This is a genomic window from Klebsiella sp. CB_Kp196, from assembly GCF_040061575.1.
GTDB classification, from domain to species: domain Bacteria; phylum Pseudomonadota; class Gammaproteobacteria; order Enterobacterales; family Enterobacteriaceae; genus Klebsiella; species Klebsiella michiganensis.
In genome coordinates this window covers 141,488-154,891 of the sequence record NZ_JBEAFH010000001.1, presented here as the reverse complement: position 1 = coordinate 154,891, position 13,404 = coordinate 141,488, and the positions used below count along the sequence as shown (strand labels likewise).

The window sequence follows — 13,404 nt, the reverse complement described above, 5'->3', positions numbered from 1 at the left end:
TCTCAGCCCGCGGCGTTTCTCTGTATTTTATAGCGCCTCTTCGATAACCCAGACGCTGACGCTGCCGCCGTTACAGGTAAAAACCCCGTTTCCTTCATCGTCGGTTTCAATCACTTCCTCGCGGTTGCCGAGAAAATCACGCCAGCGTTTATTACGGTAGTTTTCCCCCAGAGGAAGCGTTTTTTCTCCGTCGTCACCGTTGGAAAGCACCACCACGCAGCCCGGATCCTCTTCGGTACCGCTGCGGCTGAAAGCGATACAGTTCGGATGATCGAACCACAAAGTTTGTACGCCGTGAGCAAAACGCTGACGGGCATCGATCAGTTCGTGTAATTGCTCAATAACCGGCATCTCAACGGCGTAGGTCTCGCCGTCGCCGCCGGTATCTTCGTAGCTGGCGCCGAACAGGTCGGCATAAAAGACGGACGGAACGCCGTTTTCACGTAACAAAATGAGCGCATAAGCCAGCGGTTTGAACCAGGCCTCAACCGGCGCCTCCAGCGCCTGCAGCGGCTGGGTATCATGGTTGGTCACCAGGGTTACGGCGTGGAACGGGTCGGCTTCCACCAGGGTGCCGCTAAAAATCTGGCTCATGTCATAGTCGCGTCCCTGCCGCGAGGCTTCATGGAATTTCATCTGCAGCGGCGCGTCAAAGAGCATCGTCTTACCGTCAACCATGTCGATATACTGCTGGAGCTTATCGACTTCATGCGACCAGTATTCCGCCACGATAAACAGCGGCTTTGTCGCCACCTCCTGGACGTGGTCAATCCACTCTTTATAAAACCAGGCGGGGATATGTTTAACCGCATCGAGGCGGAAGCCATCGCAGCTGGTCTGTTCCATCACCCAGCGGGCCCAGTACTTAATCTCCTCGGTTACCGCCCGATTGCGAAAATCGATATTTTCACCCATCAGGTAGTCGAAGTTACCCATTTCATCATCAACCTGATCGTTCCATCCCTCTCCGGTATAGTCGTTGACGATTTTAAACACGCCATCTTCATCAGGATTCTCAATATGGTCGATGCCGCTGAAGCACTTATAATCCCAGATGAATTCAGAGTATTTGCCGGCGCGTACCGGGAAGGTGTAGCGCGTCCAGGCTTCACATTCCACAATCTCCTCGGCGATTTGCGTGCGGTCGTTTTGATCAACACGCTGAATACGTACCGGCTCTTTTTCATCCGCGCCCATTTTATGGTTGACCACGACGTCAAGGAGTACGGCGATATCGTGCTGGCGCAGGGCGGATATGGCGGCCAGAAGCTGGGCTTTATCGCCATATTTTGTGGCGACAGACCCCTTCTGGTCGAATTCGCCGAGGTCAAACAGATCGTAGCAATCATAACCGACAGAGTAGCCGCCGGAGGCGCCTTTGTAGGCAGGAGGCAACCAAATCATGTTAATGCCGATTTCGTTGAGGTTTGGCGCCAGGGCTTCGACTTCACGCCATAACTCGCCGCCGGTGGGGTAGTACCAGTGAAAGCACTGCAGTAACGTGGGGTTTTTCATCTTCCATGCTCCATACGTCATCAAGCTGACCATTGCAGTATGAGAGATATCCAGCAAAATGGAGATGTTTTCGATACGTTTTCACTATGCCCTAAAAGGCATCATATATAATAATTTGGAATAAGATGTAGCGTATCGATGTTGGTGACTAAGGTTAAACGCCTTACACTACAGCAAAATATCACTCTTTTAGGGGTATCTATGAAATTAGCACTTCTGGGTCGTCAGGCGCTGATGGGCGCAATGGCCGTCGTATTAATGACCGGCGTCAGCGTAAAAACCTTTGCTGCTGAAAATCTGCTTAATCAGGTTAAAGAACGCGGCACGCTACGCGTGGGTCTGGAAGGGACATATCCGCCATTCAGCTATCAGGGAGATGACGGTAAGCTGACCGGCTTCGAGGTGGATTTTGCTAATGAACTGGCGAAACATCTGGGCGTGAAGGCTGACCTTAAACCCACGAAATGGGACGGCATGCTGGCTTCGCTGGACTCTAAACGTATCGATGTGGTGATAAACCAGGTCACTATTTCCGATCAGCGTAAGCAAAAATATGACTTCTCGACGCCGTACACCGTTTCCGGGATCCAGGCGCTGGTGAAAAAAGGTAACGAAGGCGTGATTAAAACTGCAGCCGACCTGAAAGGTAAGAAAGTTGGCGTCGGCCTGGGGACCAACTACGAAGAGTGGCTGCGCCAGAACGTACAGGGCGTCGACATTCGGACTTATGATGATGACCCGACGAAATACCAGGATCTGCGCGTAGGGCGAATTGACGCCATCCTGGTTGACCGTCTGGCAGCGCTGGATCTGGTGAAGAAAACCGGTAACACCCTTGCCGTCACCGGTGAAGCCTTCTCTCGCCAGGAGTCCGGCGTCGCGCTGCGCAAAGGTAATGAAGACCTGCTGAAAGCGGTTGATGGCGCCATTGCGGATATGCAAAAAGACGGCAGCCTGAAGGCGCTGTCGGAAAAATGGTTTGGCGCTGACGTCACGAAGTAACGGCCAGCGGTGAAAAAAGGCGCTCCTGATAGCGCCTTTTTTTATTTCGCGCGTCACAGCGTGCATAATCAAGGATAATTCAGTCAGGAGGTCTTATGTCACTGCAAAATTTAACCCTATTCCCGCGTCTGGAACTGATTGGCGCGCCGACGCCGCTGGAATATCTGCCGCGCTTGTCCGATTACCTTGGCCGCGAAATTTTTATCAAGCGCGATGATGTGACCCCGCTTGCGATGGGGGGCAACAAGCTACGTAAGCTTGAATTTCTGGCTGCCGATGCGCTGCGAGAAGGGGCGGATACCCTGATTACCGCAGGAGCTATCCAGTCCAACCATGTGCGCCAGACGGCGGCGGTGGCGGCTAAGCTGGGCCTGCACTGCGTGGCGCTGCTGGAGAATCCAATGGGAACCCGGGCTGAGAACTACCTGACCAACGGTAACCGACTGCTGCTTGACCTGTTTAATACTCAGGTCGAAATGTGCGACGCGCTGACCGATCCTAATGCTCAGCTGGAAGCGCTGGCGACCCGCATTGAAGCTCAGGGCTATCGTCCGTACGTGATTCCGGTTGGCGGTTCGAACGCGCTGGGCGCGCTGGGCTATGTGGAGAGCGCGCTGGAAATTGCCCAGCAGTGCGAAGGGGCGGTCGAGCTCTCCTCCGTGGTCGTCGCCTCCGGCAGCGCCGGTACGCATGCCGGCCTCGCCGTGGGACTGGAGCAGCTGATGCCCAATGCCGAGCTTATCGGCGTGACCGTATCGCGCAGCGTGGCTGACCAGCTGCCAAAAGTGGCTGCGCTGCAGCAGGCGGTGGCAAATAGCCTGGAACTGGAGGCTAAGGCCGGTATTCAGCTGTGGGATGAGTACTTTGCGCCGGGTTACGGAATACCGAACGACGAAGGGATGGCGGCGGTGAAGCTGCTGGCGCAGCTGGAAGGTATCCTGCTGGATCCGGTGTATACCGGGAAGGCGATGGCCGGATTGATTGATGGTATCAGCCAGAAGCGCTTTAAGGATGAAGGCCCAATACTGTTTGTTCACACCGGCGGCGCGCCTGCGCTGTTCGCCTATCATCCTCATATCTAATGCAGAACACATAGAATGCAAGAGAGTATCCAACTGGTTATTGATTCCGCGCCTTTTCTGCTGAAGGGCGCGGTATTTACGCTACAGCTCAGCATCGGCGGCATGTTTTTTGGCCTCGTGCTGGGGTTTATTTTGGCGCTGATGCGCATGTCGCCCGTCTGGCCGATTAAATGGCTGGCGCGGATGTACATCTCCATCTTTCGCGGAACGCCGCTGATTGCGCAGCTGTTTATGATCTATTACGGCTTGCCGCAGTTCGGCATTGAGCTGGATCCTATTCCCGCGGCGATGATCGGCCTGTCTTTAAACACGGCGGCCTACGCGGCGGAAACGCTGCGCGCAGCGATTGCCTCCATCGATAAAGGGCAGTGGGAGGCCGCGGCGAGTATTGGTATGACGCGCTGGCAGGCTATGCGCCGCGCGATTCTTCCTCAGGCCGCGCGCGTGGCGTTACCGCCGCTTTCCAACAGTTTTATCAGCCTGGTGAAAGATACCTCGCTGGCGGCAACTATCCAGGTGCCAGAACTGTTCCGTCAGGCTCAGCTGATCACCTCCCGGACGCTGGAGGTATTCACCATGTACCTGGCCGCTTCGCTTATCTACTGGGTAATGGCAACGGTGCTTTCCACGCTGCAAAACTATTTTGAAAATCAGCTGAACCGCCAGGAGCGAGATCCAAAATGAGTGCGATTGAAGTCAAAAACCTGGTGAAAAAATTCCATGGCCAGACGGTGCTTCATGGTATCGACCTTGAGGTTCAACAAGGGGAAGTTGTGGCGATTATCGGTCCCAGCGGTTCGGGGAAAACGACGCTGCTGCGCAGTATTAATCTCCTGGAGCAGCCGGAAAGCGGCACGATTCGCGTAGGCGACGTGACGATCGATGCCGGGCGCAGCATCAACCAGCAAAAAACGGCCATTCGCCGCCTGCGTCAGCACGTGGGCTTTGTGTTTCAGAATTTTAATCTTTTCCCCCACCGTACGGTGATGGAAAACATTATCGAAGGGCCGGTCATCGTTAAAGGGGAGGATAAAAATGAATCCATCGCCCGGGCGCGTGAACTGCTGACGAAAGTTGGGCTTACCGGTAAAGAAAATAGCTACCCGCGTCGTTTGTCCGGCGGGCAGCAGCAGCGCGTGGCGATTGCTCGCGCGCTGGCGATGCGTCCGGATGTCATTCTGTTTGATGAGCCAACGTCGGCATTAGATCCTGAGCTGGTAGGGGAGGTACTCAATACCATTCGCCAGCTGGCGCAGGAGAGGCGCACGATGGTTATCGTGACCCATGAGATGAGCTTTGCCCGCGACGTAGCGGACCGCGCTATTTTTATGGATCAGGGGCGTATCGTTGAACAGGGTGAAGCAAAAGCGCTGTTTGCCAATCCTCAGCACGCGCGTACCCGCCAGTTCCTCGAAAAATTCCTGATGCAGTAATCGCCCCGCGCCGGCCGCATTCGCTCAGGCTTGTGCTGACGGATGCGGCCGGGCAGCGCTGAATAACCGGTTTATCAGCAAAAAAAGCATGTCCGGATGGTGGTCATAAGCAACGACGATACATCTGTCAAGGTTTTGTGCCACATCAATTGGCATAATTTTTTTAACGTATCCGGTACTTTCGCCGGACGTAGTCTAATAAATGCGGTGGCTGCCATTTTTTATACATATAAGCAGGATTTATGTGTTAGTTTTATGTATTTATAATAATGATTATCACTCAGGAGTTATTTGGTTAGTTATGAGGGACAATGATTTTTTCAGCTGGCGGCGGGAAATGCTGCAACAATTTCAGTCCGTTTCTGCAGGCGAGGGGGTTTATCATCTTCTGCAGCAGGAAGCAAAAGGGCTGGAATATGACTACTTCGCACTCTGCGTACGGCATCCCGTGCCTTTTACTCGGCCCAGGGTGACGCTGCAATCGACCTATCCTCAGGCCTGGATGGCGCATTATCAAGCCGAGAATTATCTCGCGATCGACCCGGTGCTGCGCAAGGAGAATTTCCTTCGTGGGCATCTGCCATGGAACGACAAGCTATTCCATGATACACCAGAATTATGGGACGGCGCGCGCGACCATGGATTACGCAAGGGCGTCACGCAGTGCCTGACGCTGCCGAACCATGCTCAGGGATTCTTATCCGTTTCAGGAACCAGCCATAGCCAGGGACCCTTTGCGGAAGATGAACTGGAGATGCGCTTAAGAACGCTAACCGAATTGAGCCTGCTGACGCTTTTGCGCCTGGAGGACGAGATGGTTATGCCGCCGGAAATGAAATTTAGTCGACGTGAACTGGAGATTTTGAAATGGACGGCGGAAGGGAAAACCTCGGCTGAGGTGGCAATGATTCTGTCTATCTCAGAAAATACCGTCAATTTCCATCAGAAAAATATGCAGCGAAAATTCAACGCGCCAAACAAAACCCAAATTGCCTGCTATGCCGTAGCGACGGGCCTAATTTGATCTCATGTGTTGTTCTGCGTGCCAGACGTAAGACCGGCTGTTAGTAATACCTTCAGCCGGTAATTGATTACTGACGATATGCCTGCTTAATTTGCTTAACGGTGCTGGAGAATACGGCAGCCTGAGCCTCATCTTCCATCTGCGCGATTTGTTTTTCCATTTTAATAATCACGCGGCCTGCATCAGCCTGACCCATGGCCTGCAGCATCAGCGTTATCATTGCTTTCAGACACGAAACTTCCTGTGCCAGTTCTTGGTTATTTTCCGCAGTGGAAAAATCTGGAGTGCTCATCTATATCCTCGATTGCTTTCTGCGCAATTGCGCATGACTAAAAGTGAAGGCGGCGCAGTATACCACAAGCAAAGGAAAAAAAAGGAGTGCTTGATTTCTGTTCTTTCATCCGAGTGGTGAATGATTTAATTGACTGAATAATACGTATTCATGAGATCTAAGCGTGTTAATTTTTTCGTACGCCCCGTGTTCGTGTTAATAATTGTTACATATTCAGGCACATATTTATCGCCTACGCAATGTGTTGTGTTTTTACGTAATCTGTATGATGAATGTTAAAAAATAACTGTTGTACAACTCTATGTTATGTATGGCTTTCCAGCGGGTGTGCAGACAAATTTCCATAATTGCGCAAGAAATCTTTCCCAGCACATTTTTTGGCTTTCAAAATTAGGTTAAAACCCGGTAATATGTGGGAGATAAGCTATCAGTAGCGTTATCCCTAATTCTGGAGAATATTCCTTTGATCAACGTCCTTCTTGTTGATGACCACGAACTGGTGCGCGCAGGGATACGACGCATTCTGGAAGATATAAAAGGGATTAAAGTTGCCGGCGAGGCCTGCTGCGGTGAGGATGCCGTGAAATGGTGCCGCGCGAATCCCGTTGATGTAGTCCTGATGGATATGAACATGCCGGGTATCGGCGGCCTTGAGGCTACGCGAAAAATTGCCCGTTCCGTTGCTGATGCCAAAGTGATAATGCTGACCGTGCATACGGAAAATCCGCTGCCGGCGAAAGTCATGCAGGCCGGGGCTGCTGGCTACCTCAGTAAAGGCGCCGCGCCGCAGGAGGTTGTGAATGCGATTCGCTGCGTGGCATCGGGTCAGCGTTATATCGCCTCTGATATCGCCCAGCAGATGGCGCTAAGCCAGATTGAACCGGAGAAGGCGGAGTCGCCGTTTGCCAGTTTGTCTGAGCGAGAATTGCAGATTATGCTAATGATTACTAAAGGTCAGAAGGTCAACGAGATCTCAGAGCAGTTGAATCTGAGTCCCAAGACCGTGAACAGCTACCGCTATCGTATGTTCAGTAAACTGAACATACACGGCGATGTGGAGCTGACGCACCTGGCAATTCGCCATGGCCTGTGCAATGCGGAGTCGTTAGCAAGTCAGTGAGTGATGTTTTTGATGCAAAAGCTTTCCTGAAAACAGTAACCAGCCAGCCGGGCGTCTATCGTATGTATGACGCTGGCGGTACTGTTATCTATGTAGGCAAAGCGAAAGACCTGAAAAAGCGGCTGAGCAGCTATTTTCGCAGCAACCTGGCTTCGCGTAAAACCGAAGCGCTGGTGGCGCTTATCGCCCAGATTGACGTTACCGTGACCCACACCGAAACGGAAGCGCTGCTGCTTGAGCATAACTACATCAAACTATACCAGCCGCGTTACAACGTGCTGCTGCGCGATGATAAATCCTATCCCTTTATTTTCCTTAGCGGCGATACGCATCCTCGCCTGGCGACGCATCGTGGGGCGAAGCATGCGAAAGGCGAATATTTTGGCCCGTTCCCCAACGGCTACGCGGTTCGCGAGACGTTAGCGCTGCTGCAAAAAATCTTCCCTATCCGCCAGTGTGAGAACAGCGTCTATCGCAACCGTTCGCGGCCTTGCCTGCAGTATCAAATTGGCCGCTGTCTGGGGCCGTGCGTTGCCGGACTGGTGAGCGAGGAAGAGTATGCCCAGCAGGTCGACTACGTGCGCCTGTTTCTGGCGGGCAAAGACGATCAGGTACTGACTCAGCTGATTGCCCGCATGGAAAAGGCCAGCCAGGCGCTGGAATTTGAAGAGGCAGCGCGGATCCGCGACCAGATTCAGGCCGTACGTCGGGTAACGGAGAAACAGTTCGTCTCCAATACCGGTGACGATCTGGATGTTATCGGCGTCTCGTTTGATGCCGGCATGGCGTGCGTCCACGTGCTGTTTATCCGCCAGGGTAAAGTCCTTGGTAGCCGCAGCTATTTCCCCAAAGTGCCGAATGGCACCGAACTCGGTGAAGTGGTGGAAACCTTTGTCGGACAGTTCTATTTGCAGGGCAGCCAGATGCGGACGCTGCCGGGCGAGATCCTGCTGGATTTTAACCTGGGCGACAAAACCCTGCTGGCGGATTCGCTCTCAGAGCTGGCCGGGCGCCGGGTTAACGTACAGACCAAACCCCGCGGCGATCGCGCCCGTTACCTGAAGCTGGCGCGCACGAACGCCGCGACGGCGCTGACCACCAAGCTTTCCCAGCATTCAACGATTACGCAACGTTTGCGGGCGCTGGCGACATTACTCAAGCTTCCGGCCGTCAATCGGATGGAATGCTTTGACATCAGCCATACGATGGGCGAACAGACGGTGGCGTCGTGCGTGGTTTTTGATAGCAACGGACCGCTGCGCGCAGAGTATCGCCGTTACAATATCACCGGTATCACGCCGGGAGATGATTACGCGGCGATGAATCAGGTCCTGCGTCGTCGCTACGGTAAGGCAATAGAAGAGAGTAAAATTCCCGATGTTATCCTGATCGACGGCGGTAAAGGCCAGCTTGGGCAGGCGAAGACGGTTTTTGCCGAGCTGGACGTGCCGTGGGATAAAAGTCACCCTCTGTTATTGGGCGTGGCAAAAGGCAGCGATCGTAAAGCGGGCCTGGAGACGCTATTCTTTGAACCGGAAGGCGAGGGCTTTAGTCTGCCGCCGGACTCCCCCGCGCTGCATGTGATTCAGCATATTCGCGACGAGTCGCACGATCACGCCATTACCGGCCACCGTAAGAAACGGGCAAAAGTAAAAAGCACCAGCACGCTGGAAACCATTGAGGGGGTCGGACCCAAACGCCGACAGATGCTGCTGAAATATATGGGCGGTCTGCAGGGGTTGCAGAAAGCCAGCGTCGAAGAAATTGCGCAAGTACCGGGTATATCTCACGGTCTGGCAGAAAAGATCTTCTACTCGTTGAAACATTAGGGGCTCTGTAGCAACATAGGGCTAATTTTTACTTACAACAGATAGTTACCCGTTACTATGCAATTTAATATCCCTACGTTGCTTACTCTGTTTCGCGTCATTCTTATCCCGTTCTTTGTACTGGCGTTTTATCTGCCGTTTACCTGGGCCCCTTTTGCCTGTGCGCTAATTTTCTTTGTCGCAGCGGTGACCGACTGGTTTGATGGTTATCTGGCGCGTCGCTGGAATCAGAGCACGCGTTTCGGCGCTTTCCTCGATCCGGTCGCGGATAAAGTCATGGTGGCTATTGCGATGGTACTGGTTGCCGAGCATTACCATACCTGGTGGGTGACGTTACCGGCCGCCACCATGATCGCGCGTGAAATTATTATCTCCGCGCTGCGCGAGTGGATGGCCGAACTGGGCAAGCGCAGCAGCGTGGCGGTGTCATGGATAGGCAAAGTCAAAACCACGGCGCAAATGGCCGCGCTGGTGTGGATGCTGTGGCGCCCAAATATCTGGGTTGAATGGGCGGGGATTGGTCTGTTCCTCGTGGCGGCGGTGCTGACGCTGTGGTCCATGCTGCAGTATTTGAACGCGGCGCGCGGCGATTTGCTTGATCAGTGATCGTTTCGGCGCAATTTTCAGCAAACAACACAAGGTTTTAAAAAATATCGTTGACTCATTGCGCCAGGTAAGTAGAATGCAACGCATCGAACGGCAGCACTGTCTGACAGACGATAACAAAATCAAGTAATTAGCAAATTAGCTTGATGATGCGGGAATAGCTCAGTTGGTAGAGCACGACCTTGCCAAGGTCGGGGTCGCGAGTTCGAGTCTCGTTTCCCGCTCCAGTTTACAACATCGGCATCAGCGGGTGTTCAAGCATTAAGGCGCGTTAGCAAAGCGGTTATGTAGCGGATTGCAAATCCGTCTAGTCCGGTTCGACTCCGGAACGCGCCTCCAATTTCTATCCCGAGCCCGGATGGTGGAATCGGTAGACACAAGGGATTTAAAATCCCTCGGCGTTCGCGCTGTGCGGGTTCAAGTCCCGCTCCGGGTACCATTGGGATAAAGCAGAATAATCAAAGCAATAAGCAGTGTCGTGAAACCACCTACGGGTGGTTTTTTTGTTTTTGTATTGCCATAACCTCGCTTTTGAACCTCAGCCCCACCTCATTCATTTTTGTCATAGGACAAAACCCGCTTCTGTTGTTACTCTGTGTCGGCAATCTATCATTATCTCAATAAGTGGGGATGAAATGTTTACTGGCCTCTGCGCTTTTCCTCTGACTCCGTTACATCAGCATGGCGTTGATGAAACCGCTTTTGCCCGGATTGTCACTCGCCTCGCCGACTCTGCCGTCGATGCTCTCGGCGTGCTCGGTTCCACGGGAAGCTATGCCTGGCTCAGCCGCGAGCAGAGAATGCAGGTTATCCGACAGGCCAAATCGCATGCCGGAGCGGTGCCGCTTATGGCAGGGATCGGGGCGCTGGGGACCGATCGGGTCCTTCGTCTGGCAGAGGATGCGCAGCGGGCTGGGGCCAGCGCGCTGCTCCTGCCGGCAATCGCCTATCAGCCCCTGACGGAAGAGGAGATTTTGGCTTTTTACCAGACCGTCACCCGCGAAGTCTCCGTGCCCGTCTGCGTTTACGACAACCCCGTTACCACGCATGTGACGACCTCGGATGCGCTTAAAGGCGCGATCGCTGCGCTGCCGGGAATCGCCTCAATTAAAATACCGGGTCCCGCTAAAAATGACGTCACACGGCGCGTTCAGAGCCTGCGGCGGCAGCTACCGGCTGAGGTGACGATCGGGATTAGCGGAGACGCCTGCGCGGCCGATGGCCTGAACGCCGGCTGCGAAGTCTGGTATTCGGTGTGCGGCGGCCTGTTCCCGCACGTCGCCAAAGAGCTGACGGCGGCCGCGACGCGCGGAGAGGCTCAGCGGGCGGAGGCAATAAGCGCCAGGCTGGAGCCGCTGTGGACGCTCTACAGAAAGTATGGCGGAAGCCTGCGGGTCACTGCCGCAGCGGCGACGATCCTCGGTCTGTGCGGTGAGGATTGTTTGCCGCGTCCCCTGCTACCGCTTTCGCCGGATGCCTTTCGTGAGATTGCTGAGACGCTGCGCAGCCTGAACCTTGAGTAGCCGGGTGGTTTTTTCTCGCTATTTCCGCTACTGTAAGCGCCATTTTTTACGACGATGAGCCTGTTTATGAAAACTGGACCCCTGAACGAAAGCGAAGTTGAATGGCTGGACGATATCCTGTCGAAATACGCGGTAGAAGGCACCATCATGGACGTTGCCGAGCTTGATGGGCTGCTGACGGCCATTCTCTCCGGGCCGACGGAGATTGAACCCGCGCAGTGGCTGCTTGCTATCTGGGGCGGAGCGGATAACGTGCCGCGCTGGGCCAACGATCGCGAGCGGGATCGTTTTGTGAACCTGACGCTGCAGCAAATGAGCGATATCGCCGAGCGCTTGAGCGATTATCCCGAACAGTTCGAACCGATGTTCGGCAGCCGCGAAGAGGAAGGGCAGGAACTCACGATTGTTGAAGAGTGGTGCTTCGGCTATATGCGCGGGGTGGGGCTGAGCGACTGGTCCGCGTTGCCGGCTGAGCTGCAGGCGGAGCTGGACGTGATTGCCCTGCACGGTACCGAGGAGCGATTTGAGGCGCTTGATGAATTATCCGCGGAAGAGTTTGTCGCCAGCGTTGAGCGAATTCGCCCTGCCGCCCTGGCGCTTTATAACTACTGGACTGAGCACGCGCAACCGGCGGAAGTTCAGCAGCCCATCCGGAATGAGGCGAAGGTGGGGCGCAACGATCCTTGCCCGTGCGGCAGCGGTAAGAAATATAAGCAGTGCTGTTTAGCCAAATAAAAGAGGGGGCCAATATGGCCCCTTCTTTTTACCCCACCGCGGGCAGCAAGCCTGCGACAATCGCGAACTGGATCGCGACGATGCCGATCCCGCAGAGCAGGACGAGCCACAGCGCCGCTGAGCCTCCCGCGACCCGCCATGCTGCATCAGGGTGCTGTTTGCGGCTCTTCATGACCAGCAGCGCAGGCAGTATGAGCGCCAGCACGGCCAGCGCGACGCCCGCATAGCCTAACGCCATCACGAAGCCACGCGGATAAAATAGCGCGAACGCCAGCGGGGGCAAAAAGGTAATCAGGCCGCTCTGTATCCGTCCACCGGCGCTGTTCTGGCGTTGAAACAGATCGGCCAGATAGTCGAATAACCCAAGCGCCACGCCGAGAAATGACGTCGCCAGCGCCAGATCGGCAAACAGATGCACCGCCAGCTCAACGTGCGGTGAGGCGACCACTTCGCGGATAGCTTCCAGCAGCCCGTTAAGCCCGGCATTTTTTGCCAGCAGCGCGGTAAAAACGGGAGAGTCAATGCTGCCGAGCGTCGCCAGCTGCCAGAAAATATAGGCGACCAGGGGAATAAAGCTCCCGATGACAAATACCCGACGCAGCTTGCGAATATCCCCGCCCAGATAGCTCACAATACTGGGTATGCTGCCGTGAAAACCAAACGAAGTAAAAATCACCGGAATCGCTGACAGAGCCAGTCCCTGCTGTAGCGGCAGCGTCAATAAATTTACCTGGTGAATATGCGGCAGCAGCAGAGCCAGCATAATGGCGAGAAAGATAATTTTTGCGCTGAACAGAAAGCGGTTAAAAAGATCGACCAGCGAGGTTCCGATACACACTACCGTCCCGCCGATCCCGGTAAAAATCAGGACGCCTGCCGCAGGAGGCAGTCGCCAGTCCAGCCACTGGTTGAGGCTGGAGGCCAGCAGCTCGCCGGCGCCGCTAATATAGGCGGCGGTGAGAGCGTACAGCAGAAACAGCATGCAAAAACCGGTAGCCCACTGCCCGTAGCGGCCGAGATAGCGCGCGGCCAGCGACCCCAGTCCCATATCAGCCGGCACGTGCTGATACACTTCCAGCAGCAATAAGGCGGTATAACACATCAGCGCCCACAGCGTTATCAGCAAACCAAACGTTACGCCGAAACCCACGCCCGCCGAGGCCAGCGGCATCGCTAACATCCCTGCGCCGATTGTGGTGCCGGCAACGATTAAAATACTACCCAGAGTGCGGTTCTTCACGCT

General features: G+C 54.5%; 13 protein-coding genes and 3 tRNA genes. 13 read left to right on the top strand and 3 right to left on the bottom strand.

The features are described 5' to 3' along the window. Positions 1-27: 27 nt before the first annotated feature. Positions 28-1,515, bottom strand: coding sequence for an alpha-amylase (gene amyA / locus ABLU87_RS00755; RefSeq protein WP_122117926.1), 1,488 nt, complete (start codon positions 1,513-1,515; stop codon positions 28-30). A 201-nt stretch (positions 1,516-1,716) separates the two neighbouring features. Here amyA and tcyJ point away from each other — a divergent pair, with 201 nt between their 5' ends. The 5 genes from tcyJ (at position 1,717) to sdiA (ending at position 6,056) form a co-directional block, all read left to right on the top strand. Beyond that, the gene (gene tcyJ / locus ABLU87_RS00750) at positions 1,717-2,517 is read left to right on the top strand and encodes a cystine ABC transporter substrate-binding protein (RefSeq protein ID WP_014229877.1); all 801 of its coding nucleotides are present in this window, start codon (positions 1,717-1,719) and stop codon (positions 2,515-2,517) included. A gap of 95 nt (positions 2,518-2,612) precedes the next feature. After that, positions 2,613-3,599: a D-cysteine desulfhydrase gene (gene dcyD / locus ABLU87_RS00745; protein ID WP_025106106.1), complete on the top strand. Its 987-nt coding sequence runs from the start codon at positions 2,613-2,615 to the stop codon at positions 3,597-3,599. A 15-nt stretch (positions 3,600-3,614) separates the two neighbouring features. Then, on the top strand, positions 3,615-4,283 hold the full coding sequence (tcyL, locus tag ABLU87_RS00740) for a cystine ABC transporter permease (RefSeq protein WP_004103458.1): 669 nt from the start codon (positions 3,615-3,617) through the stop codon (positions 4,281-4,283). Next, complete coding sequence (gene tcyN, locus ABLU87_RS00735) at positions 4,280-5,032, top strand: L-cystine ABC transporter ATP-binding protein TcyN (RefSeq protein WP_004852203.1); 753 nt, start codon at positions 4,280-4,282, stop codon at positions 5,030-5,032. The genes tcyL and tcyN overlap by 4 nt, the downstream gene beginning before the upstream one ends. 301 nt (positions 5,033-5,333) lie before the next feature. Then, on the top strand, positions 5,334-6,056 hold the full coding sequence (sdiA, locus tag ABLU87_RS00730; protein ID WP_014229875.1) for a transcriptional regulator SdiA: 723 nt from the start codon (positions 5,334-5,336) through the stop codon (positions 6,054-6,056). Between the two features lie 67 nt (positions 6,057-6,123). Here sdiA and ABLU87_RS00725 read toward each other — a convergent pair whose 3' ends face one another. Continuing rightward, positions 6,124-6,348, bottom strand: coding sequence for a DUF2594 family protein (locus tag ABLU87_RS00725; RefSeq protein WP_004122104.1), 225 nt, complete (start codon positions 6,346-6,348; stop codon positions 6,124-6,126). 463 nt (positions 6,349-6,811) lie between these two features. Here ABLU87_RS00725 and uvrY point away from each other — a divergent pair, with 463 nt between their 5' ends. The 8 genes from uvrY to ABLU87_RS00685 all read left to right on the top strand — a co-directional run bounded on the left by uvrY (position 6,812) and on the right by ABLU87_RS00685 (position 12,161). Continuing rightward, on the top strand, positions 6,812-7,468 hold the full coding sequence (gene uvrY, locus ABLU87_RS00720) for a UvrY/SirA/GacA family response regulator transcription factor (protein WP_004122102.1): 657 nt from the start codon (positions 6,812-6,814) through the stop codon (positions 7,466-7,468). Further along, positions 7,465-9,297: an excinuclease ABC subunit UvrC gene (gene uvrC / locus ABLU87_RS00715; protein ID WP_004852196.1), complete on the top strand. Its 1,833-nt coding sequence runs from the start codon at positions 7,465-7,467 to the stop codon at positions 9,295-9,297. Before uvrY ends, uvrC begins: the two co-directional genes overlap by 4 nt. Positions 9,298-9,354: 57 nt before the next feature. Continuing rightward, on the top strand, positions 9,355-9,903 hold the full coding sequence (gene pgsA, locus ABLU87_RS00710) for a CDP-diacylglycerol--glycerol-3-phosphate 3-phosphatidyltransferase (protein WP_004122100.1): 549 nt from the start codon (positions 9,355-9,357) through the stop codon (positions 9,901-9,903). Positions 9,904-10,054: 151 nt separating this feature from the next. Further along, positions 10,055-10,130: transfer RNA gene (locus tag ABLU87_RS00705), tRNA-Gly, on the top strand. A 38-nt stretch (positions 10,131-10,168) separates the two neighbouring features. Next, positions 10,169-10,242, top strand: a tRNA-Cys gene (locus tag ABLU87_RS00700). A 13-nt stretch (positions 10,243-10,255) separates the two neighbouring features. Beyond that, positions 10,256-10,342 (top strand) — tRNA-Leu (locus ABLU87_RS00695). A 196-nt stretch (positions 10,343-10,538) separates the two neighbouring features. Then, positions 10,539-11,426 (top strand): dihydrodipicolinate synthase family protein, encoded by an 888-nt coding sequence (locus ABLU87_RS00690; protein ID WP_122117834.1) that lies wholly within the window; start codon positions 10,539-10,541, stop codon positions 11,424-11,426. A 66-nt stretch (positions 11,427-11,492) separates the two neighbouring features. Beyond that, positions 11,493-12,161 (top strand): YecA family protein, encoded by a 669-nt coding sequence (locus ABLU87_RS00685; RefSeq protein WP_014229873.1) that lies wholly within the window; start codon positions 11,493-11,495, stop codon positions 12,159-12,161. Positions 12,162-12,189: 28 nt separating this feature from the next. Here the strand turns inward: ABLU87_RS00685 and tyrP are convergent, their stop codons facing one another. Then, complete coding sequence (gene tyrP, locus ABLU87_RS00680; protein WP_048260977.1) at positions 12,190-13,401, bottom strand: tyrosine transporter TyrP; 1,212 nt, start codon at positions 13,399-13,401, stop codon at positions 12,190-12,192. Positions 13,402-13,404 lie beyond the last annotated feature (3 nt).